Origin of the sequence: Alcanivorax borkumensis SK2, assembly GCF_000009365.1 — a bacterium.
In the GTDB taxonomy this organism is placed as follows: domain Bacteria; phylum Pseudomonadota; class Gammaproteobacteria; order Pseudomonadales; family Alcanivoracaceae; genus Alcanivorax; species Alcanivorax borkumensis.
This window is the reverse complement of the sequence record NC_008260.1, coordinates 1,318,924-1,340,580: the sequence shown is the minus strand read 5'-3', so window position 1 is coordinate 1,340,580 and position 21,657 is coordinate 1,318,924. Positions and strand designations below refer to the sequence as shown.

Sequence of the window (21,657 nt, the reverse complement as noted above, 5' to 3'; positions counted from 1 at the left end):
GCCGCGCTGCTGCCCATGAGCGTGGCCTCTTTCATTTCAGGCTTAATGAACGCTCAAGCGCGAGCTATCAACTGTCCACTAGCCATTATCAATTAAGGACGCATCGGTCCCTACTCGATACAAAATCGTATCCTCATACCCGGTCGTCACCGGCCATAGCCCACACAACTGTTTATCCAGATCGGCATCACCGGTATCCGCCAGCAAGGGCCGCCCTTCCAAGGTTTCCAGTTTGCTACGCGTGGCCAGTACCTGGATGTTCTCCTTACCCAGGCGACGGATCAGCGCGGGGCTGAATTGCTGATTGCCACGACCAAACAAATGACCCTGCCCACCAATCACCGTGATCACCGCTTTGGCCGGCGCATCGCCAATGAACTCCAGCAATTGTTGAGCGCCCAAGTCGGAGGCGACCACTTCACCATTGCGGACCAAGTCCACCCCCAACAAGGTATTGTCCAACCCCAGTTGCTCCATAACCACGGCCACAGTGGAGCCGGAGCCCATCAAATACCAGGTATCCTCTTCTAGGGTGTCAGCTACCCAGGCGGCTACCTCGGTGATCACCAGATCTTCCACTTCCCGGCCACCGCATTTGACCTGTTGCAGATAGCGCGCTTCTGCAGGCACCTGTAGCTCACCATAATGTCGCGCCTTGACCACCCCCTCACGAAAAGCGGCCTCATCGATATCTCGCACCTCCGCATTCTCCAAGGCAACAAGGCCTCCACCGGCCAATTCCGCCAGCAACTGACCCGCCGCTTCAGGGTTTACCGCATACACGGCGGAGTGCATTTTGCAGCCCGCCGGAACCCCCAGCACAGGAGAACTCAAGCCAATAGCATCGACCAAATCCCGGGCCGTGCCATCGCCACCGGCAAACAAAATCAATTCGGCACCTGCCGCTTTCAAGGCGGCAGCAGCGGTACGAGTATCCTCTGGGGTACTGGGCATGGAAGACTCGCCGATCACTGTGCAGGGCAGCCCAGCCAGCCGACAACTGGTCTCGCCCATTTCACCGCCCCAGGTCAGAACAGATACCTTCGCATCGGCGGGTAAGACTTTCAGCGCTCGGCTCATTCGTTGCGGCGCCTGGGGCTCAGCGCCACGGCGCAGAGCCTCATCACGGGTTTGCTCCCCGTCACTGCCTTTCAGGGCCACGCTGCCCCCCAGGCCCGCATAAGGATTAACCAGCACTGCGAAACAAAGACCTTGATCGACTTTCATAGAAGGGTCATATCCAGATACAAAAATGGCGTTGCTGTCATCGACAGCCAAAGTAAATTTAAATCAAAGGCACAGGGAAGAAATACGTCATGAATCTAAACAACACAACCTCACCATCACCATTCCATGGCGCCGCCATCATTGATGAGCAAGGCCGGGAAATTCCCATCACTGAAGAAATGATCCAGCGCGCCTGTGAACACTTGGAAAATCATTGGCAATACCCCACTGCGCAATTCAATCGGGCTCAAAAAGACGGCTAATAATAGCCCTCCAAGTATCGTCCACACTTCCGTCATATTGCCAATAGTGCAGTTCATGGCGAACCGGATAGTGCTTGCGTAAGCGATCAAAGGCAGCGCTAGGGTCTGTATCATGCAGGCTTTCGCCCAATCGCCGATGATCGTCTTCAAGCCGATAAGCCACCTGTAGTAACGCCAATAAATCAGCCTCACTGTTCACTGCAGGATTCAGCGGCGGAGCATCTGCCATCGCAGTTCCTGATGCAATCCCCTGCCCGGACCATTGGCACACGGCGTCGTAGAGCATGCTCGTGCCTTTGAGCTTGCCTTCAAGACTGTACCCCGCAATATGTGGTGACCCCATCACTACCTGCTGATACAGGGTGGCTGGTACCTGCGGTTCCGTTTCCCACACATCCAGCACCGTCATCGGCCCAGTGCCACTGGCCAACTGCTGTGACAGCGCCAGATTATCGATAACTGGCCCCCGACAGGTATTGATCAGCATCTGCCCAGGCCCAAGGCGGGACAGCCTAGAAGCATCCAGCAAATGCCCGGTGGCATGCTCTCCACTCTGGGTTAGCGGCACATGCAAGGTGATAATGTCCGCATCCAGCAAATCATCCAACGGTGCCAGTGCCACCGGGCCCGCGTAGCCCTGAGCATCCAACAGAGGGTCACAGCCGCGCACCTCCATGCCGAGGGCGCTGAGCCAATCCGCCACCCGCCGTCCCACATTACCTAGGCCGACCACCGCCACACGGGCACCTTGCACTTCTCGTCCCTGCCTAGCACACAGCAACAACACCGCCTGCAGGACGTATTCTGCCACTGCACGAGCATTGCACCCCGGCGCGTGAGCGAATTGAATTCCCGCCTCACTAAGATACGCCAGGTCTACATGGTCTGTGCCAATGGTCGCAGACCCCACAAATTTCACCTGCGAGCCGGCTAGCAAGGCCCTATCAACACGGGTGACTGAACGCACCAATAGAACATCAGCGTCACCCAGTTGCTCCCGAGTCAGGGAACGACCATCTACTCGCTCAACGGTAGCAAACGCCTCAAAGGGCTCCAGCCCCGGCATATTGGCATCAGCAATAATGTGCATCATTGTCCTCGGAGTTAGGCTGCCTATGAAAAAATTTAGAGCCACTGTGTCGGCTTACGGCTACGCCTAAGTCGACCTATATTATGGCTATGGGCTCGCTACTTTTTTACTGTCGGTATGACTGCTTTATACCTCGATCATAGCCAACCTTGCTAACGCTTCGCGCAGGGCATCAGGGATTGCCACAGGCCGTCCCGTTGCACGATTCACAAATACATGCACCACAAAACCGGTGGCCTTGGCCGCACCTTCGCCGCCGAACAATGCCAGGCCATAACGCACAGAACTGTTTCCCAGCTTGTCCACCTTCATTCCCACCACCAGCGATTCGGGATACGCTGCCGCTTCCAGATAGTCACAGCCAGAGCTGACCACATAGGCAATATGCTCGCCTTCATCGATATCCAAGCCACCTTCGTTGATTAAGTAACGATTAATGGTGGAGTCAAAATAGCTGTAATACACCACGTTGTTAATGTGACCGTAGATATCGTTATCGCTCCAGCGACTATCCACCGGACAAAGGTAGCCATACTCCTCGCGCAGCGGGCGTTTGGGTTTATCACTCATGGGTTTATCCTTGCAAAAGCAGCGCGTGTTAAGGACTGCGCTGCGCCTCTTTTATCAATACACTGCTTTATAAATATTCAACGCATCTGCCTCAGTCACTTCCCGCGGGTTATTGACCAGCAACCGCTGCTGCAACATGGCATCTGAAGCCAGAACGTCCAAACTGTCTTCACTAACACCGACCTCACGCAGTTTTGTTGGCAAACCCACTTCATTGATCAGCGACTCCAATGCCGCAATCAGCACCCCGGCGCCATCTTCATGGTCGGCAAAGGGGCGATCACTGAGAATCGACGCCAGCTGCGCATACAGCGGTGCAGCCTTGGGAAGGTTAAAGCGCAACACCTCCGGTAACACCAGGGAGTTGCTCAAACCATGGGGAATATGGAAGTGACCACCCAACGGGTATGCCAGTGCGTGCACCGCCGCCACAGGGGCATTGGCAAACGCCTGCCCTGCCATCATGGCGCCCAACAGGCAAGCTTCACGGGCCGCCAGGTTACTGCCCTCTTTTACGGCAGTGGCCAGGTTCCCTCCCAGCAGCCGCAGCGCTTCACGGGCCAACATGTCGGAATAAGGGTTCTTCTTATGGGCGCTGGTATAAGCCTCGATAGCATGCACCATGGCATCCACCCCGGTAGCGGCCGTTACCTGAGGCGGCAAGCCCAGCGTTAGCTCGGCATCCAGTACCGCAAGATCCGGTAAGAGCGACGGCGCGACAACGCCCGCCTTAGTGGTCGCCCCGGTGGTCACAATCGCCACCGGCGTGACTTCTGACCCGGTCCCCGCCGTCGTCGGCACCTGCAGCAGCGGCAACCGTGGGCCGGTAGCCAAGCCAACGCCGTAAATATCGGATAATTGCTGGCTGCTCTTGGGGTGCGAGAGCAATGCCACCAGTTTGGCCACATCCATAGACGAGCCACCACCAAAACCAATGACTAAATCAGCACCGGCATCGCGAGCCTGCTCCGCGGCATTAAGCACCACCGAATCAGCCGGGTCGGCACTGACCTGATCGAAAATCACCAGGGTCATGTTTGCAGTACGGAAGCTATCTTCCACTGGCTTCAGTAACGGCGTGCTGCGAATACCTGGATCCGTAACCAACATGACCCGACTGCCGCCAAGCTGCTGACACAGTTCAGGGAGCCGCTTGGCTGCACCCACTTCCACCAGCACGCGGTGCGTGGTGGCAAATTCAAACCCCACCATGGTGTTTCTCCATCAACATATTGGAATGTGAATTTCATGCTAGCACAGGTGGCAATGGCCCAAGGCGCACGGATATTACTGTTCAGCGTGAGCCAGTCTTTGGCTAGCCTGGTTGCTATGATTGCTTGTGGTTATTGGTGGACGGATATTTGCCAAGCATGATTATGTTTTGAGTGTATAAAGAAGCGTTATACACACCCAAACCCCCGGCATAACCGGGGGCGTAATCAGCATAGTCAAAAACGGTGACTTAATGGGTATGAGAGTAATCCTACCCTCCCCGTTTAGCTCATTTGGCGGGCAATGCGGGTGGCGAGTGCATACACTGTAATTTGCGGATTAACGATAATAGAGGTGGGCAAAACGCTCGCATCTGCCACGTATAAGCCAGGCACATCATGGCTCTGCCCATCACTGCCTACCACACTGTTATCCGGGTCCACCCCCATCCTGCAGGTACCCTGAGGGTGGTAGCTGACCATGCGCAAATGCTGTGGCTGATTTTCCAGACTGTCGACCATGGTATCGATATCCGCTTCGCTACGGATTACTCGATGGTCACTAGCAGGCACATAAACCTCTTCCGCACCGGACGCTAAATGTAGGCGTGCTGCCGCTTTCAAGGCTCGCTGCATGGAAGGAAAATCCATGTCACTCAACTGATAATCGATTTTTTTACGTTCCCCATCCCATTCTACCGTTCCTACATTATGGTCGTGGATCAGAGTAACCAAGCCACCCAGATATTTAGCCTTTTCCATATACGCCATAAACGGTTTGCCAGTGCCCGGCTCCGCCCCCATGGTGAGTTCCACCAGGCCAGAACCTCCGTCTTCAAGTATGAAACCACCCTTATCCAGAGGCATGAATTCGTCCACATAGACACCAAGCAGGGCACCGCGCCACGGATACACCGGCTCCGGATAGCGGGCCGGAACATACAATGACGGGTGACAAGCAAAGTTTTTACCCACTTGGCCAGAACGGTTGCCCAGAGCACTTTTTAGCATCAACAACGGGGTTTGTACCGCGCCAGCCGCCACAACCACCCGCGGCGCCGTTACCGTCATGCGCGCGGCCACAGTGCCATCACGATGGGTGACCGTCGCGTTTACTCCACTGGCTTTACCATTCTCAGTAAGAATTTTATCCACTCGAGTATCCGCATAAATCTGCGCACCATGGGCTGCTGCCCAAGGCAGATAGGTCACTAACATGGATTGTTTGCGTTCCGTTTTACAACCAGACAAGCAGTGCCCGGTAAGCCCGCATTGACGAATATTGCGTTTTAACGGTTTCACCGACCAACCAAGACGGTTAGCGCCAGCGCGAATTAGACGGCTGTGATTCGGAATCTCATGTTCGCCGTTGTCGTCCACCGACAGATTCTTTTCTACTTCCTCAAAATAGGGAGTGAGTTCTGCGGTGGTCAGATCGCTAAGGCCAAAATCTCGCTGCCAGTCCTGCAAAATGAAATCCGGGGTACGGAAACAAACGCAACCATTAACTACTGTGGAGCCACCCACGCAGGCCCCCTGCAGCACCAATAAATCACCACTGCTATTGGTCTGTGCTCCGTGATCCTGATAAAGAGTACCCAGACTCTCACTGAAACGTTCCGTAAAGTCCTTGGAGGGCACATAAGCCCCCGCTTCCAACACCACCACCTTAAAGCCCCGCCGTGCCAACTCATAAGCACTAACCGCTCCCCCGGCTCCAGACCCCACAATCACAACATCCGCCTGAATCTCGATGTTTTTGTCTGTTACATCACTGGCTTGGTGTACGGCAAGGCCTGTTGCCTGCCACTTCGCCGAGCTGGCTGTTGTTGCTGTTATTGTTTCACTCATGCCCGCCCCTCCGGCTGATTAATCTGCAGTACATCGTTTGCAGGCAGCGGCGCATTGCCAAGGTAAGCCAGGCCCCACTTGTCGCTAACCGGCCCATCGAAATCCGTCGGTGCCCAAGTGGCCGACTCCTGCCAATAGGCCGTGTACGTTAGCTGCTTGATCACTGTAACGAGGGTGCGTTGAATGACACTGGCGTGCCCCCAGCTATCGAAATAGGCGCAGGCATCCGCGTCCGACAAATCCACAAAACGGCGCCCATGGCTCAGCACAGACGCATTATCGAACAGGCCCAAACCTGTCGCCATTTCCTTGCGGATTTCCGGGTCCAAATTATCGAGCAGGGCTTGCACGTTGCGCACAACCGGCACCTGATCGCTGGGCGTCAGGCGGGTGCCTTCCACCGGCAATAACACCTGCCTAGCGCGATCGAACAAATGATATTCTGCGGCCGAAAGCCCCGTTACCCATGCGGGTACAGGCTGTTTATCCAACGGCGAGCGCCGTAGAAAGGCAAAGCCGCCAGCGGCGACAGCCGCAACACCAGCAGACCCCAGCAAACCCCATTTCAAAAAGCGCCGGCGGGCCATGCCCCGTTGCCAGGTCGCCGCCACAATGGGGGCGGAATGGATTTTTTTCATGGCCTGTCCTCAACACAAAAAAGTCAGTGTTGACGCTACTGAAAAGCCCTTATGAATACAATATGTTTACCTGCACAGCCCGGTTTGACCGCACAGCACAAACCAAGCGAGACAAGGGGTAGAGAGGAAGGCATCAGGCCGGAGGGCGATCGTCCAACGTTACTTTAGAGCCAACGGCCACCGGATCCTGGTGGATGATCACATCGGCCATGGGAAAGGCGTCCTGAATACGCGTTTCTATCCGTGAGGCCAAATCATGGGACTTCAGCAATGTCAGATTCTGGTCCATATCCACATGCAGCTGAATAAACTGAGTGCGCCCGGACTGCCGGGTACGCAAATCATGAAAGCCCAGCGCCTGAGGATGATCCGCCACAATCGCGCTAATCACCTCTCTCACATCGCCAGGGATCTCTCGATCAAGCAACAGCTGAACCGATTCAGAGGCAATGTGCCAGGCGCTAAATAAAATGAATACGGCGATGACCAACCCGACGACCCCATCGAGCCACAGATAGCCAAATTGACTGACAACCAATACCAGAATAATACCCACGTTCACAGCTAGGTCAGACAGATAGTGCAGAGAATCTGCCTCAATCGCGGTAGAACCGGTTTGCCGAACCACGTATTTCTGAATCAGCAAAAGCCCGAAGGTCATGGCGATGGAAAACACCATCACAGCCACCCCCACCGCGTTTTCTTCAATAGGCTTTGGCTCCATCAGTTTCAATATAGACTGATAGATCAAAAACACAGAAGAAGCAGCAATAAAAATCGCCTGGCCCAAGCCCGCCAACGCTTCTGCTTTACCATGCCCAAACCGGTGCTCCTCATCCGCTGGCACCAGCGAATAGCGGATAGCAAAAAAGTTAATCAATGACGCGAGCGAATCCATCACAGAATCTACCAGCGAGGCCAGCAAACTTACCGAGCCAGTCATCAACCAGGCAATCGCCTTGGCCGCAATCAGGATCAGCGCGGTGAACACGGAGGCCAAACCAGCCAATATCAATAAACGGTGTTCACGGGCGTTATCGCGGGGCATGCAAGTGTTCCGTTAGTAGGTACAAAAAATTAACGCTTAGGCAAATACCCCATGGGATCCACAGGCTTACCATCTTTACGTATTTCAAAATGTAGTTGGGTGCGAAAGGTGCCACTGGCACCCATAGTGGCAACCTGCTGCCCAGCTTTCACCGCATCCCCTTCTTTCACCATCATTTTATCATTATGGGCATAGGCACTTAACCAGCGTTCGCTGTGTTTGATAATCAGCAAGTTACCATAACCGGTAAGCCCACTGCCCCGGTAAACCACTCGGCCCGATGCTGCCGCCACCACAGGGCTATTAAGGCGCCCGGAAATAGCAATGCCCTTACGGCCCTGGCTAGCAGAGGAAAATGATTCCACCACCTGGCCGCTGGCCGGCCAACGCCACTCTACTAGCCCCACCGGTGTTTTCGAGCTTGGAGCAGGCTTCGGCGTGGGTTTGGAGGTAGGCTTTGACACGGAGGGCTTGCTAGCGGGCTTTGACGACGATGTGTTCGGCTTACTGGCTACGCCGGAATCGGGTGCCTTGAGAGCCATGGAAATGCGCTGGCCGGGATAAATGGTGTAAGGAGCAGGAATATTATTGGCGCGGGCTAGGGCACGAAAGTCCCACCCATAACGCCAAGCAATGGAGTATAGGGTCTCCCCTTCACGCACATGGTGGGTACCAGAGGTCACTTTACGCGGCTTCGGCTCCTGGCCATAAATATCGACCACCGGTGCAAAATTGCCCGCGCTACAACCACTGAACAGAACCCACACCACAAACGCTGCCAGAGAACGCATCAGTACCTATCAGTGCCTGTGTGAATTGTTACTGCCATTAACCCTCCCCGTTACCAGGAAACTGAATTTGAAGTGCCTACTGCACCGTAACCCATACTGAGTCAGCATTCAGTCCTTAGCTTGTGCAACATTATGTACCGGAGCAGCCCGATAAAGTAACCAGACCACTACTGCAGCCACAACCAACATTATCAACGATAGGGGTAATTGCGCCCCCTGGCCCGTAACCTGGGCATACTGTGCTGGCCACAGCCATTGATCGGAAATACCCTGCTCGCCACTGATTCGCCACGGCCACAGCTTCAACAACGAACCGGCCATAAAGCCTGCTAATAGCGCCATGACGGTGTCATGGAAACGCTGTAGCGTCCACTTGAGCACATGTACAAAGCTCAACAGGCCAACCGCACAACCCGCCATAAATGCCAGCAGTAATGAAAACTGCGCCTGCTTCACAGCTTCAAGCACAGGTTGATACATGCCCAGTAAAAGAAGAATAAAACTGCCCGAAATGCCGGGCAGAATCATGGCGCAAATAGCCAGCATGCCGCTGAAGAAAAAAACCAATGCTCCGCTACCTGCCGCGGACAATGCCGGCGCTAAACCAATCGCCACCGCTACCACTGTGCCCAGAAAAAAGGCACCAATCTGTATTGCCCCGCGCTGCTGCAAGGGTTTTAAAACCAGCGGGATACTGGCCAGGATCAAACCGCTAAAAAACGCCCAAATCGGTACTGGATGGGTTTCCAAAAGCCAGGTAATCAGCCGTGCCAACACCGCGATACTGGTAAAAATACCGGCCAGCAAGGTAAAAAGAAAAGTCAGATTAGCCTGCTGCCAGACAGCAACGAAACCTTGCTGGCGCCACACGACCAGCAACCGGGGAGTGATCCCCCCCAGAGTATTGATCAGCTCTTCATAGATACCGGTAATCAACGCCAGAGTACCACCGGAAACACCGGGCACCACATCAGCCGTTCCCATGGCCATGCCACGAAAAAAAATACCGGGTCGAATCATCTTTACGCCTCATGCATCACGCTGCACACATCAATGCGGGGTGGGAATGAATTTTCTCGACCGCTGAAGAAGCAAACAACGAGCTTCAACGCGCCTTGTAGCTTTTGGCCACCTTACCTCAACACCCCGCGCTGAAAAGGCACAAACCGTACCGAATCCAGCGTTTGGCTACGGAACTGGTCACCGTCACGATCAACCACAGTGAGAACCTGCTGACGATCGCCGCCGACAGGCATCACCAGGCGGCCACCATCTGCCAACTGCGATAATAAACCCTCAGGAATATCCACGCGGGCACAGGCCGCAAGAATAGCATCGAATGGCGCCTCCGCTGTCCAACCGAAGCCACCGTCAGCATGTTTGAGCTGGACCTTGGCCAGCCCCAGCTGTAGCAGACGTTTGCGTGCCAGATCCTGTAACGGGCGAATACGTTCCACCGAATAAAGCTCGTCGCAAAAAGGCGCCAGCACCGCTGTTTGGTAACCACAGCCAGTGCCAATTTCTAGCACCTTGCGGGGCTTGCCCTTGGCAATCAGCAGCTCGGTCATCCGTGCCACTACCCAGGGCTGGGAGATGGTCTGACCATGGCCGATAGGCAAGGCGGTATCGTCATAGGCCTGGTGAGCCAGCGCTTCTTCGATAAACAAATGTCGAGGTGTATTACGAATAGCGTCCAGTACGCGCTCGTCCTGGATACCGGCATCACGCAGCCGCTGCACTAACCTATCCCGGGTCCGTGCAGAGGTCATACCGATGCCGCTGAGTTGGATATCCATCTGTGTTCGTTTGCCTCAATGCGAGTCAGTCAGCCGGTGAACTGACAAGCTCTGCCATTACTGTCGTGGCAAAAGCGCCTGTGGGCAGCGTAAACGCCAGCTCCAAGCAGTCTTCCCCTTCCCGTTCTGGATCCGTATGCCAGACCCACTGCAAGTCCCGTACCGGCAACCGGGTGGCGCGGCGGGCTTCTTCTACCTTGATCTGCCGCAGCCCCTCTATGACAGGAGCATGAGGCGCCAGTATTTGCTGTTCAAGCTGATTACAGGGGCCAGATGATGCCATGCCCGGCACGCCCGGCAAAGGGGCCGTAGGGTGCACCTCGCCATTGGCCACACGCTCCATCGCGGCCGGGTCGTCATCGGCCAGGAACAAGCCCCGGCTGCCTTGCGGCTGCAAAATGTCGCCGCCCAGCACGGTATTCCAACAACCCTGGCGCACCCTTTCGGCGAGGATCAGATTAAACAGATTGCTGCGCACCGCGGACAGCCACATACCCCGCAAGGCCTTCTTACGCGGCGCCTCACCGCCCAGCAACCATTCTGTGCCGCGCACCAGGTTCCCTGATCCTCGGCCAAAACGTTGCTCACCGAAGTAGTTCGGCACCCCTTGCGCGATAATCATCTGTAGCTGCTGCTCCAATGCATCCCGATCACCCACGAAGCGGGTGACGCGAAGGCAGAAATCGTTGGCACGGTGAGTGCCACGATTGAGCTTGCGGCGATGACGGCCGGATTGCAGAACGGTAAGCCCATCGGGCCAATGAAAGTCCGGGTCGTCTTTGCCCGGCAGGTGCAGGCTAAACCATTGCCGGGTCACAGCATGTTTGTCTTTTAGCCCGCTATAGCCCACCGAAAGGCGATGGACCCGTGCCTGTTTAGCCAGCAACATGGCCACGTCTTCGGTATTCCAGCCGGTTTTTTCGATTTCCAGCCAAAGATGTTCGCCCTGGCCTTCCGGGGTCACGTGCATATGCTCCGCAACCTGAAAGTCCTCTGGCCGAGCTTTCAATATGCCCTGGCAAACCGGCCCACCGTGGGCTCTGGGCAAACCGGTTTCGGTTGTTTCCATAGGGTAATTCACTGACTCTCCAGCAGTACTACGGCCTGCACCGCGATACCTTCCTTGCGGCCGGTGAAGCCCAGTTTTTCCGTGGTGGTCGCTTTCACAGAAACCTGTCCTTGTTCGCATTGCAACAGCGCCGCAATCCGTTCGCGCATGGCGAGAATGTGTGGTGCCAGTTTTGGCGCCTGACAAATTACCGTTAGGTCCGCGTTGCCCAATCGCCACCCGGCATCAAGAATGGAAGAATAAATAGCCGTTAACAGCTGGCCTGAATCGGCCCCTCGCCATTGCGGGTCAGTATCCGGGAAGTGGTGCCCGATATCGCCCAACGCTAGCGCACCAAGTAAGGCGTCAGAGAGTGCATGCAAAGCCACATCACCATCAGAATGGGCTTTCAACCCATGGCTGTGGGGGATGGCGACACCACCTAACATCACATGGTCACCTTCATCAAAGGCATGAACATCAAAACCCTGACCGATACGCACGCTCACCACTGTCCTCCTTCATCATTGTCATCTCCCCGTTGCCGGCTAAGATAAAAGCGAGCCAGTGGCAAATCGTCCGGCACAGTGACCTTGATATTGTCACTATGGCCAGCCACCAGTGCCGGCTGCCAGCCATTTTTCTCCATGGCAGAGGCTTCATCAGTAATCCCGTCAAGGTCACCTTGAAGCGCCCCCAGTAACCCGCGCGCCGGAAACAGCTGGGGCGTTAGCGCCCGCCAAATACACTCACGATCCAGGGTGCTTTTGATGTACTGACTCGCATCCGCCTGCTTGATGGTATCGACCACCGGCAAGGCAAGTATCGCGCCTCGATCCCCAGCTTGATCCAGCAACAACTGAATGTCGGAGAGGCGAACCAGCGGGCGAGCCATATCGTGCACCAACACCCAGGCATCCTCTCCGCCTTCCTCTATCACCGCAGCGACGCCATTACGCACCGAGGCGGCGCGGGTGTCGCCACCATTAACGGTCTGGATACGAGGATGACGGGATACGGAGAGCGTCGGCCACCAGGGATCATCACCCGACACGGCCACCACCACTTTGTGTATCGGTGCAAAAGACAACAACCGATTGAGAGTATGTTCTGCCAAGGTTTGGCCTGTCAGGGAAAGGTACTGCTTGGGAATGCCGGCTCCCATTCTGCTACCCACCCCTGCGGCGGGAACAACGGCGTATAAAGGCCCGGCGATAGCAGGATTCACTCAGCGCCCCGAGGTTGTTCTAGGATCAGGAAAAAGGTTTCGCCCGTGCGAACCATCCCCAGATCTTTGCGCGCAATTTCTTCCACCGCTTCCGTACCCCGCTTCAGATCGTTCACGTCAGCGGCCATGAGTTGATTCCGCTCTGCCAACTTGGCATTGCTTTGCTTGAGCACAGCCACATCTTTTTTCAACATGGCCACATGCCGCAAGCTGCCCTCACCAAACCAGAGGCGTGCTTGTAGCCCCAAAAACAACAGCGCCAGCAACGCCAACACAATTTGCCTACCAGGAGACAGTTGTCGTGTCAGCCCTGTGGCATTGCCTTGGTGATTGCTGGCGCTGGATTTGCCCTTGGACGCTGGCATCACTTAGCCGAGCAGCTTGAACTCTTTACGGCCATGGTACGCAGCACGCCCCAGCTCTTGTTCAATGCGAATCAAACGGTTGTACTTGGCCACTCGATCAGAACGGCACAAGGAGCCTGTCTTGATCTGCCCTGCAGCCGTAGCCACAGCCAAGTCCGCAATGGTGGTGTCCGCAGTTTCACCACTGCGATGAGAAATGACCGCAGTGTAGCCGGCATCCTTGGCCATCTTGATGGCATCCAAGGTTTCGGTAAGAGAACCGATCTGGTTGAATTTGATAAGAATGGAGTTCGCCACTTTCTCGTCAATGCCACGCTGCAGAATACGGGTGTTGGTCACGAACAAATCATCACCGACCAACTGAACTTTTTTGCCCAGCTTTTCAGTGAGAATTTTCCAGCCATCCCAGTCAGACTCGTCCATGCCATCTTCAATGGAAATGATCGGATAGCGATCGCACAGCTCAGCCAGATAATCGGCAAACTCTTCAGAATTCATGCTGCGGTCTTCGCCGGCCAACACATACTTGCCATCCTTGTAGAATTCGCTGGCTGCACAGTCAAGCGCCAGAGTCACGTCATCACCGGCCTTATAGCCCGCGATTTCGATGGCTTCCATAATCGCTTCCAGCGCCGCTTCGTTACTCGGCAAATTAGGCGCAAAACCGCCTTCATCGCCTACCGCGGTATTTAGGCCACGCTTCTTAAGCACCCCTTTCAGGGCGTGAAAGATTTCTGCACCGTATCGGATCGCTTCGGCCACAGTGGGCGCGCCCACCGGCTGGATCATGAATTCCTGAATGTCCACATTGTTATCGGCATGCTCACCACCATTGATGATGTTCATCATGGGTACTGGCAGGGAGTATTCGTTGTCATCGTCTTGCAGGTCAGAGATGTACTCGTAGAGAGGCTTGCCCTGATCCACTGCCGCGGCCTTAGCCGCAGCCAAAGACACCGCCAGGATGGCATTGGCGCCCAGGTTACCCTTGTTCTCGGTACCATCGGCATCCAGCATGGCCTGGTCCAGCGCCTTTTGATCGGACACCTCCATGCCCACCAGCAGCTCACGAATAGCAGAGTTCACATTGCCTACTGCCTTGGTGACGCCCTTGCCCAGATAGCGGGACTTGTCACCGTCACGCAGTTCCAGCGCTTCGCGCGAACCGGTAGAGGCACCGCTGGGTGCACAGGCACTGCCACTAGCGCCGGACTCGAGAATCACATCAGCTTCGATGGTCGGGTTGCCACGGGAATCCAGAATTTCGCGGGCCTTGATGTCAACGATCTTGGACATGTCGGTAAATCTCCAAACTCAAATCAGTTATTTTCGAAGGCAGGCAGTGCCTTTACGGTATTATCCAGGGCTTGCATCTGTGCGAGGAATGGCTCTAGGCGATCCAGTCGCAGGGCGCAGGGGCCATCGCATTTCGCGTTATCCGGGTCCGGGTGGGCTTCAAGGAACAGTCCGGCGATGCCCTGACTGATGCCAGCGCGGCCCAATTCAGCGACTTGGGCGCGGCGACCATCAGCACTGTCGGCCCTACCTCCCGGCTTCTGCAAGGCATGAGTCACATCGAAAAAGACCGGATAGTTAAACTGCTTCATGATGCCAAAGCCGAGCATGTCCACCACTAGGTTGTTGTACCCAAAGCTAGACCCACGCTCGCAAAGAATCAGCTGATCGTTTCCGGCATCCTCACACTTGTGCAAGATATGCGACATTTCGTGAGGTGCTAGGAACTGGGGTTTCTTGATATTGATGATGGCGCCGGTCTTTGCCATAGCCACCACCAGATCCGTCTGCCGTGCCAAGAAGGCCGGCAACTGAATAATATCGACCACTTCTGCCACCGGCCCTGCTTGGCCAGGCTCGTGCACGTCGGTGATCAACGGGCAGTTAAACGTCTTCTTTACTTCCTCGAAGATTTTCAGCCCTTCTTCCATCCCCGGCCCCCGGTAGGAGCTAAGCGAAGACCGGTTGGCCTTGTCGAAACTGGCCTTGAATACCCAAGGCATGTTCAGCTTGCTGGTCGCCTCGGCATACGCCTCGGCCACCTGCATGGCCAGGTCCCGGGATTCCAACACATTCATGCCACCAAACAAGGCCATGGGCTTGTCATTGGCGAATTCCAGCCCATTTAGATGAATGGTCTTCTGGCTACTCACGGGTCACGTCTCCTTGTGGGCCTTTTGTTCCGCCAGGGCGGCGGCCACATAACCTTTGAACAAACCGTGACCGTCACGAGGGGTGGAAGTGAACTCAGGGTGGAACTGACAAGCCACAAACCACGGGTGGTCGCCCACTTCAATCACTTCCACAAGCTCACCATCCGCGGAACGGCCAACAATTTTCAAACCTGCCGCTTCCAACTGCGGCAAGTAGTTGTTATTCACCTCATAACGGTGGCGATGACGCTCTACGATATGCGTGCTGCCATAACACTCAGCAGCACGGCTATCAGCTTCAAGTACACACTCCTGACCACCCAAACGCATGGTACCACCCAGGTCAGAATCCGCCGAACGCAGTTCCTTCTGCCCGTCTTCGGTGATCCATTCGGTAATCAGGCCCACCACCGGGTCCGGGGTGTTTGGGTTAAGCTCAGATGAATGCGCTTTTTCAATCCCCGCCACATGGCGAGCATATTCAATCACCGCCAATTGCATACCAAGACAAATACCCAGATAGGGCACCTTATTCTCACGAGCATAACGGATCGCGGCAATCTTGCCTTCCGTACCCCGGTCGCCGAAACCGCCGGGCACCAGAATCGCGTCGAGACTTTCCAGCACACCGGTGCCGTCGCGCTCGATATCTTCTGCATCCAGATAAAGGATATTGACCTTGGCACGGTTGCTGATACCTGCATGGATCAACGCTTCATTGAGCGATTTGTAAGCATCAACCAGTTCAATGTACTTGCCGACCATGCCGACAGTGACTTCGTGCTCCGGGTTCAACTGAGCTTCCACCACACGGTCCCATTCACCGAGATCCGGTTCCGGCAGGTCCAGGCCGAATTTTTCTACCACGATGGCATCCAGGCCCTGCTCGTGCATACCCCGCGGCACCTGATAAATGGTCTTGCAGTCCGGTGAGGAAATCACCGCCCGCGCTTCCACATTGGTAAACAAGGCAATTTTTTCACGGGCACTCTGCGGAATCGGGTCATCCGCACGGCACACCAGAATATCCGGTTGCAGGCCGATGGAGCGTAGCTCTTTCACGGAGTGCTGGGTCGGCTTAGTCTTGATCTCGCCGGCGGTGGCGATATAAGGCACCAAGGTCAGATGCACCAGTAAGGACTGGCTAGAGCCCAATTCAACACGCATCTGACGGGCTGCTTCCAGGAAAGGCAGAGATTCAATATCGCCCGCGGTACCACCAATTTCTACGATAGCCACATCCGCATCACCGGCGCCTTCGCGAATCTTAAGTTTGATCTCATCGGTGATATGGGGAATGACTTGCACGGTGGCACCGAGGTATTCACCTCGACGCTCTTTATCCAGCACGTGCTGATACACACGACCAGTCGTAAAGCTGTTGCGGCGGTTCAAGCGAGTGCGAATAAAACGCTCGTAATGACCCAAATCCAGATCGGTTTCGGCGCCATCTTCAGTCACAAATACCTCACCATGCTGGTAAGGGCTCATGGTACCGGGATCCACATTAATATAAGGATCCATTTTAATCAGGGTCACGTTGAGACCGCGGGCTTCCAACAGGGTGGCCAGGGACGCAGAGGTAATCCCCTTCCCCAGAGACGACACCACACCGCCGGTGACAAAGATGAAACGAGACATGCACTCACCAGATCGCTAGTGGGTTAATAGCACCATCGTCAAAGTGTACCGACCCCCATAAAAAAAACACCCTGCACGTTACAGACGGGCAAGGAGTTTTCATGAATCGGGTTGGCCGGCGACGCAAGAGACGATTGAACACCTGAAAATTCAGGAGCTTGCGCTACATCAGGACGGGAGGAAATGTTAACAGAAGCCGCCCCTGTGCTCAATCGGAATCGCTCTTGGGAGCGGAAATAGTGAATGGCACCCGCCTGACGCCGGCATTGCGTTACAGCAACGATCACTGCACCGCTCCCACGGTAAAGTCAAAGGCTGCCCCCTGCCCCCCATTACGGCTCTAGCATCGCCCGACACGTGGCCAATACCTCGGCGAAGGGCACCTCCATCTGTGATCCGAACGACGGGTGCCGCGCCAGTCGAGCCCGACTGGCGCGGGGGCTACTAATGCCACAGAGAAAACGGGCCAGTTGACGAGGGGTCGCCAAAGCCCCGTGCCTTTGCGCTATAACCGCCAGGATTACTGCCGAATCAGGAGCAGTCCGATGACGCTCAGGAAACCGCTGGTGTTCGCCTTTACAGGCACTGCACTGGCCGCAGGGTTGAGGCAACTGCTCACCGAAATAACCCACTAAGCCCCGCTGGTAACAATCGCTACTTTGCGCCCAATTACATACTTGCTGCAGCCGCTGGATGTCGCGCTGCTCACGAACACGAAACTGCTCTGCGATCTGTGCCGTCAACGCCTGCGGATCAGCTGGACGATTGACCATCCGGTAGCCCTGGCGCACCCCAGCCACACGCACCTCAACCATGCCCTGCTGCTCAAGATAGCCAATCGCCTTGAGAATTCGCACCCGATCGACCTGCAATTGGTCCGCCACGGCAATCGGTTTCAGAGTGAGCCAGATGCGCCCCTCTTTACCCGCAGCAAAGACCTGCCGCAAAAAATCCGCTCGCTCATGGTCGAACTGAGCCAACACCTCAGCTTGAGATATCTGAAATGCCAGCTTGTACTCCGTATAGAACGGCGCTGTCGAACGAATAATCCCGTCCAGCTCCAGATAGGTCAGCAGGGTATTAATAACCAGAGGGCGGACATCAAACTGCCCAGACAATTCATGCACCGCAAGGTCGAACTGCGCCGGTTGATTCACCAGCCAGCCAATGAGCCCGGCTAGCGCTTCACTGTCTGGGGTATCGCCGTAACTGAAATTTTCCAGCACGGTCAGGTCGTCCGAACTGGCCAGCAGCACACATTGTGAAGGCTCGCCGTCTCGCCCTGCCCGGCCAATTTCCTGCATATAGTTTTCCAGGGACTTGGGCAGGTTGTAGTGATAGATACCCCGAATATCCGCCTTGTCAATACCCATCCCGAAAGCGATGGTGGCCACCACGATATTTACCTGCCCCGACATGAAAGCTTCCTGAACGCGATGCCGCTCCTCACCTTTCAATCCCGCATGGTAAGCCTGTGCATTCAACCCCTGCTCGCTCAGCAAAGCCGCCACCTGCGTTGCCGTTTTCTGCAGAGTGACATAGACAATCGCCGGCTCCGAGGGACGAGCCTGTAACGCTTCCAGCAGTGCCCGACCTCGCTCTTCCACATTGTAGGGGCGGACACTCAACGCCAAATTGGGACGGAAAAACCCGGTTTGCACATGGTCGGCAGGGGCAATGGCAAAGCTGTCACAGATCTGCTGCGCCACTTGAGGCGTAGCGGTAGCCGTTAACGCCAGCACCCGCCCAACCTCCAGCTCTTTCGCCAACTGCGCCAACTTCAAATAATCCGGGCGAAAGTTATGCCCCCATTCAGACACACAATGGGCTTCATCCACGGCCATCATGCTGATCGATAGCCGTTTCAGCCGGGCTAGAAAGCGCTCATTGGCCAGGCGTTCCGGTGCCACGTAAAGCAACTTTATACTGCCGTCTTCCAAGCCTCGATAGATGGACTGCAGCTGCTCGGCATCCACGCTGGAATCCAACCGCGCCGCCGCAATACCTAAGCGGTGCAGTTGGTCGACCTGGTCTTTCATCAATGCAATCAGTGGAGACACCACCAACGTGACTCCGTCCAGCATCAACGCAGGTAATTGGTAGCACAGGCTCTTACCACCACCGGTGGGAAAGACTGCTAGCGCGGATCGCCCGGCCAGCAAGGCATTAATGACCCTCTCCTGGCCGGGGCGAAAACCCTGAAGCTTGAATGTCTGCTGCAAGTGTTGCTGAAGGGTCAGCATGGTGCTTCCTTTATGCTGAGAGGCGTTTTTTGCAATAGAACCCTGAGCCGAATAGCGAATAAGTTTGTCTGAACCGCCAGCAGGAAACGAGGCTACCTGTCGTATTTCCCTGTGAGACAGAACGGACAATGAGCCGGTGCCACACAGGCAACCCGACAGGATTATTAGTCAGACGCAGAACCAGCCGGTAATAAATACCAGCGCTCAGCGCGCTCGAGCGCTTCGCCATCGGCCAGCCCCACCAGCGGCACACTCACCACCTCGCCATCTCGGCAAAGTAGCGGCCACTGCCGGCGTTGCCAAGGCGGCACGCCTGCCGCACGCCAGAGCTCTTTGATTTTCTGGCGCAAGCCATTGCGCCGCAGAGTCAGGGCACCGGTGAATGAGCGGAGTTGAATATCCCCAGTAGGTCGCAGCACCCATACTGCGCCTTCCACAGCGTGCTGTGTCCAACGCCAACGGGGCAAGTCCGGCGGTGCCTCGCCTTCAGGCCAGAGTATGTCACCTTGCCAGGGCTGGAAGGCTTCACGACGAGCAAAGTGTAGAGCTCCCTGATGCACGCGAACCGCATATTCGCCCCACTCGACTCGGGCTTGGCTATCCTCTGCTGCCAGATGCAACACTCGAATCTGTTCAAGAACGGCAGCGCTGGGGGCGGAGGCCCGGTTTTTCTGCAGCCACCACCGCAGTACATTACGTTGGCGCGCCAAGGATAACTCCGCCAGGCGCGGCAGCGGCAGAACAGCCCCGGATACGCCTATGCTTGCGGCATCCTGGACCGCGACTTCTGTCAGCAATTGATTGGCCTCAGCCATGTGCTCTGCGGCCCGGGCAAGCGTGGCGTCAGCACCGGGCCAACGCTCGCGCAGTGCCGGAAGGATAGTATGGCGAAGATAATTACGTCGCAGGCTTTGGTCCTGGTTACTGGGGTCTTCCAACCAATTAAGCGATAATTCTGCCCCCCATTTTTCAAGAACATGCTGACCCAGGCCAAGTAACGGTCGCCAGAGCGTTACACCCTGTTGCTGGCTGTGCTGACCCATGGCTGACAGCCCCTGTACCCCCGCTCCCCGTAGCAACCGGAACAACACCGTTTCCGCTTGATCATTGCGATGGTGTGCCAGCACCAGCGTCGCGCCTTTGGCTCGAGCCAGTGGCAATAGCACTTGGTAGCGGGCGTCCCGAGCACCCGCTTCCAGCCCTTCAGCCATGCTCACGGTGACCGGTTCAATCGTCAGCGCAATATCATACTTATCCGCCAAGGCCCCACAGAAACGCGACCAAGCGCGACTATCCGCCTGCAGTTGATGATCGATATGGACAGCGCAAAGGCGCGGGGCTAAACCTGCTTGGACAAGCAGGTGGAGCAATAGAGAGGAATCGAGGCCACCGCTTAAGGCAAGCAACAGTGGCCCGTCTGGGGCCTGTTCAACCAAGCGCTGGCTGAACCTAGCAGCATCAGACATGACTATTCGTCGGCGGGGTCGCTAACCACGTTGCCGTAACTCATCAAACGTTCGTAACGGCGGTTAATGAGGGCGTCAGTCTCCATGGAACAAAGCGATTCTAATTGTGCTGCCAATGCCTTGCGAATCGCATCGGCAGCTTGGTCATAATCCCGGTGAGCGCCTCCCAGAGGCTCCTTGATCACTTGGTCAACGATGCCGAGCTCATGTAATCGCCCGGCAGTTAGGCCCATGGCTTGCGCAGCTTCAGGGGCTTTATCCGCACTGCGCCAAAGAATGGAGGCGCACCCTTCTGGAGAAATAACCGAATAGGTAGAAAATTCCAGCATCTGTAAATGGTCACACACACCAATCGCCAGCGCCCCACCGGACCCCCCTTCACCAATAACAGTGGCGAGAATGGGAGTTTTGAGCTGGGACATTACACGCAAATTACGGGCAATGGCTTCGGACTGACCGCGCTCTTCCGCATCAATCCCCGGAAACGCCCCAGGCGTATCAATGAACGTCAGCACCGGCAACTTGAACCGTTCAGCCATTTCCATCAATCGCAGCGCCTTACGGTAACCTTCCGGTTTCGGCATGCCGAAATTGCGACGAACCTTTTCTTTCACTTCGCGGCCTTTTTGATGGCCAATCACCATCACTGGCTGCCCGTTCAATCGGGTCATGCCCCCAATAATCGCAGGATCATCAGAAAAGGCACGGTCACCATGCAATTCATCAAAGTCGGTAAAGATCCGCTTGATGTAATCCAACATATAGGGGCGTTTAGGATGACGGGAAAGTTGGGAAATTTGCCAGGAGCTTAGCCCTCGGAAAATGCTCTCGGTAAGCGTGATACTCTTTTCCTGCAACTTGGCCACTTCCTCGGAAATGTTTATATCACTGCCACTGCCCACCAAACGCAGTTCCTCGATTTTCGCTTCCAGGTCGGCAATCGGTTGTTCAAATTCGAGGAAATTGGGATTCATATTCTTTGCCTGTCCAAGATGTTATCAGCATGCGCCCGG

At 55.6% G+C, this 21,657-nt stretch carries 21 protein-coding genes; 1 reads left to right on the top strand and 20 read right to left on the bottom strand.

Features of this window, described 5'->3' with window-relative positions; all coding sequences use genetic code 11:
* Positions 1-78: 78 nt before the first annotated feature.
* Positions 79-1,227 carry an ATP-NAD kinase family protein gene (locus ABO_RS06085; RefSeq protein WP_041704928.1) on the bottom strand — a complete coding sequence of 383 codons (1,149 nt, stop codon included), beginning with the start codon at positions 1,225-1,227 and terminating at the stop codon, positions 79-81.
* Between the two features lie 89 nt (positions 1,228-1,316).
* On the opposite strand from ABO_RS06085, the gene ABO_RS14510 reads away from it, so the two are divergent.
* A complete protein-coding gene (locus ABO_RS14510; RefSeq protein ID WP_011588461.1) occupies positions 1,317-1,490 on the top strand; it encodes a PA1571 family protein in 174 nt (57 codons plus the stop codon).
* Here the strand turns inward: ABO_RS14510 and ABO_RS06080 are convergent.
* The 19 genes from ABO_RS06080 to ABO_RS05990 form a co-directional block, all read right to left on the bottom strand.
* Positions 1,465-2,580, bottom strand: a complete 1,116-nt coding sequence (locus tag ABO_RS06080; protein WP_041704927.1) for a 4-phosphoerythronate dehydrogenase — start codon at positions 2,578-2,580, stop codon at positions 1,465-1,467. The two genes, ABO_RS14510 and ABO_RS06080, sit on opposite strands and share 26 nt — an antisense overlap.
* Before the next feature lie 126 nt (positions 2,581-2,706).
* Positions 2,707-3,150, bottom strand: coding sequence for an acyl-CoA thioesterase (locus ABO_RS06075; RefSeq protein WP_011588459.1), 444 nt, complete (start codon positions 3,148-3,150; stop codon positions 2,707-2,709).
* A 54-nt stretch (positions 3,151-3,204) separates the two neighbouring features.
* The gene (locus ABO_RS06070; RefSeq protein WP_041704926.1) at positions 3,205-4,362 is read right to left on the bottom strand and encodes an iron-containing alcohol dehydrogenase; all 1,158 of its coding nucleotides are present in this window, start codon (positions 4,360-4,362) and stop codon (positions 3,205-3,207) included.
* A gap of 284 nt (positions 4,363-4,646) precedes the next feature.
* Positions 4,647-6,212 (bottom strand): FAD-dependent oxidoreductase, encoded by a 1,566-nt coding sequence (locus tag ABO_RS06065; protein ID WP_011588457.1) that lies wholly within the window; start codon positions 6,210-6,212, stop codon positions 4,647-4,649.
* Positions 6,209-6,850 (bottom strand): hypothetical protein, encoded by a 642-nt coding sequence (locus ABO_RS06060; RefSeq protein WP_011588456.1) that lies wholly within the window; start codon positions 6,848-6,850, stop codon positions 6,209-6,211. The genes ABO_RS06065 and ABO_RS06060 overlap by 4 nt, the downstream gene beginning before the upstream one ends.
* A 133-nt stretch (positions 6,851-6,983) precedes the next feature.
* Positions 6,984-7,898, bottom strand: a complete 915-nt coding sequence (locus ABO_RS06055) for a cation diffusion facilitator family transporter (protein ID WP_011588455.1) — start codon at positions 7,896-7,898, stop codon at positions 6,984-6,986.
* Positions 7,899-7,927: 29 nt separating this feature from the next.
* Positions 7,928-8,689, bottom strand: coding sequence for a peptidoglycan DD-metalloendopeptidase family protein (locus ABO_RS06050; RefSeq protein WP_011588454.1), 762 nt, complete (start codon positions 8,687-8,689; stop codon positions 7,928-7,930).
* 108 nt (positions 8,690-8,797) lie between these two features.
* Positions 8,798-9,709 carry a DUF368 domain-containing protein gene (locus ABO_RS06045; protein WP_011588453.1) on the bottom strand — a complete coding sequence of 304 codons (912 nt, stop codon included), beginning with the start codon at positions 9,707-9,709 and terminating at the stop codon, positions 8,798-8,800.
* Positions 9,710-9,822: 113 nt separating this feature from the next.
* A complete protein-coding gene (locus ABO_RS06040) occupies positions 9,823-10,485 on the bottom strand; it encodes a protein-L-isoaspartate(D-aspartate) O-methyltransferase (RefSeq protein ID WP_011588452.1) in 663 nt (220 codons plus the stop codon).
* A 25-nt stretch (positions 10,486-10,510) separates the two neighbouring features.
* Positions 10,511-11,554 carry a tRNA pseudouridine(13) synthase TruD gene (gene truD, locus ABO_RS06035; protein WP_041705329.1) on the bottom strand — a complete coding sequence of 348 codons (1,044 nt, stop codon included), beginning with the start codon at positions 11,552-11,554 and terminating at the stop codon, positions 10,511-10,513.
* An 8-nt stretch (positions 11,555-11,562) separates the two neighbouring features.
* Entirely contained in the window at positions 11,563-12,045 is a 483-nt protein-coding gene (gene ispF, locus ABO_RS06030) for a 2-C-methyl-D-erythritol 2,4-cyclodiphosphate synthase (protein ID WP_011588450.1), read from the bottom strand.
* The gene (ispD, locus tag ABO_RS06025) at positions 12,039-12,761 is read right to left on the bottom strand and encodes a 2-C-methyl-D-erythritol 4-phosphate cytidylyltransferase (protein ID WP_101234982.1); all 723 of its coding nucleotides are present in this window, start codon (positions 12,759-12,761) and stop codon (positions 12,039-12,041) included. Before ispD ends, ispF begins: the two co-directional genes overlap by 7 nt.
* Complete coding sequence (locus ABO_RS06020; RefSeq protein WP_050731505.1) at positions 12,758-13,126, bottom strand: FtsB family cell division protein; 369 nt, start codon at positions 13,124-13,126, stop codon at positions 12,758-12,760. Before ABO_RS06020 ends, ispD begins: the two co-directional genes overlap by 4 nt.
* Before the next feature lie 3 nt (positions 13,127-13,129).
* Positions 13,130-14,422 carry a phosphopyruvate hydratase gene (eno, locus tag ABO_RS06015; RefSeq protein ID WP_011588447.1) on the bottom strand — a complete coding sequence of 431 codons (1,293 nt, stop codon included), beginning with the start codon at positions 14,420-14,422 and terminating at the stop codon, positions 13,130-13,132.
* Between the two features lie 23 nt (positions 14,423-14,445).
* Positions 14,446-15,294, bottom strand: a complete 849-nt coding sequence (gene kdsA / locus ABO_RS06010) for a 3-deoxy-8-phosphooctulonate synthase (protein WP_011588446.1) — start codon at positions 15,292-15,294, stop codon at positions 14,446-14,448.
* Between the two features lie 3 nt (positions 15,295-15,297).
* Positions 15,298-16,935 carry a CTP synthase gene (locus ABO_RS06005; RefSeq protein ID WP_011588445.1) on the bottom strand — a complete coding sequence of 546 codons (1,638 nt, stop codon included), beginning with the start codon at positions 16,933-16,935 and terminating at the stop codon, positions 15,298-15,300.
* Between the two features lie 332 nt (positions 16,936-17,267).
* Positions 17,268-19,178 carry a RecQ family ATP-dependent DNA helicase gene (locus tag ABO_RS06000; RefSeq protein ID WP_011588444.1) on the bottom strand — a complete coding sequence of 637 codons (1,911 nt, stop codon included), beginning with the start codon at positions 19,176-19,178 and terminating at the stop codon, positions 17,268-17,270.
* 164 nt (positions 19,179-19,342) lie between these two features.
* Positions 19,343-20,644, bottom strand: coding sequence for a tRNA lysidine(34) synthetase TilS (tilS, locus tag ABO_RS05995; protein WP_011588443.1), 1,302 nt, complete (start codon positions 20,642-20,644; stop codon positions 19,343-19,345).
* Positions 20,645-20,646: 2 nt separating this feature from the next.
* Positions 20,647-21,618: an acetyl-CoA carboxylase carboxyltransferase subunit alpha gene (locus ABO_RS05990; protein ID WP_011588442.1), complete on the bottom strand. Its 972-nt coding sequence runs from the start codon at positions 21,616-21,618 to the stop codon at positions 20,647-20,649.
* Positions 21,619-21,657: the final 39 nt, after the last annotated feature.

What these genes read in the sequence shown, in the direction of transcription:
- ABO_RS06085 (WP_041704928.1), bottom strand. Translation starts at nt 1,227, where the DNA reads ATGAAAGTCGATCAAGGTCTTTGTTTCGCAGTGCTGGTTAATCCTTAT.
- ABO_RS14510 (WP_011588461.1), top strand. Translation starts at nt 1,317, where the DNA reads ATGAATCTAAACAACACAACCTCACCATCACCATTCCATGGCGCCGCC.
- ABO_RS06080 (WP_041704927.1), bottom strand. Translation starts at nt 2,580, where the DNA reads ATGCACATTATTGCTGATGCCAATATGCCGGGGCTGGAGCCCTTTGAG.
- ABO_RS06075 (WP_011588459.1), bottom strand. Translation starts at nt 3,150, where the DNA reads ATGAGTGATAAACCCAAACGCCCGCTGCGCGAGGAGTATGGCTACCTT.
- ABO_RS06070 (WP_041704926.1), bottom strand. Translation starts at nt 4,362, where the DNA reads ATGGTGGGGTTTGAATTTGCCACCACGCACCGCGTGCTGGTGGAAGTG.
- ABO_RS06065 (WP_011588457.1), bottom strand. Translation starts at nt 6,212, where the DNA reads ATGAGTGAAACAATAACAGCAACAACAGCCAGCTCGGCGAAGTGGCAG.
- ABO_RS06060 (WP_011588456.1), bottom strand. Translation starts at nt 6,850, where the DNA reads ATGAAAAAAATCCATTCCGCCCCCATTGTGGCGGCGACCTGGCAACGG.
- ABO_RS06055 (WP_011588455.1), bottom strand. Translation starts at nt 7,898, where the DNA reads ATGCCCCGCGATAACGCCCGTGAACACCGTTTATTGATATTGGCTGGT.
- ABO_RS06050 (WP_011588454.1), bottom strand. Translation starts at nt 8,689, where the DNA reads ATGCGTTCTCTGGCAGCGTTTGTGGTGTGGGTTCTGTTCAGTGGTTGT.
- ABO_RS06045 (WP_011588453.1), bottom strand. Translation starts at nt 9,709, where the DNA reads ATGATTCGACCCGGTATTTTTTTTCGTGGCATGGCCATGGGAACGGCT.
- ABO_RS06040 (WP_011588452.1), bottom strand. Translation starts at nt 10,485, where the DNA reads ATGGATATCCAACTCAGCGGCATCGGTATGACCTCTGCACGGACCCGG.
- truD (WP_041705329.1), bottom strand. Translation starts at nt 11,554, where the DNA reads ATGGAAACAACCGAAACCGGTTTGCCCAGAGCCCACGGTGGGCCGGTT.
- ABO_RS06020 (WP_050731505.1), bottom strand. Translation starts at nt 13,126, where the DNA reads ATGCCAGCGTCCAAGGGCAAATCCAGCGCCAGCAATCACCAAGGCAAT.
- eno (WP_011588447.1), bottom strand. Translation starts at nt 14,422, where the DNA reads ATGTCCAAGATCGTTGACATCAAGGCCCGCGAAATTCTGGATTCCCGT.
- ABO_RS06005 (WP_011588445.1), bottom strand. Translation starts at nt 16,935, where the DNA reads ATGTCTCGTTTCATCTTTGTCACCGGCGGTGTGGTGTCGTCTCTGGGG.
- ABO_RS06000 (WP_011588444.1), bottom strand. Translation starts at nt 19,178, where the DNA reads ATGCTGACCCTTCAGCAACACTTGCAGCAGACATTCAAGCTTCAGGGT.
- tilS (WP_011588443.1), bottom strand. Translation starts at nt 20,644, where the DNA reads ATGTCTGATGCTGCTAGGTTCAGCCAGCGCTTGGTTGAACAGGCCCCA.
- ABO_RS05990 (WP_011588442.1), bottom strand. Translation starts at nt 21,618, where the DNA reads ATGAATCCCAATTTCCTCGAATTTGAACAACCGATTGCCGACCTGGAA.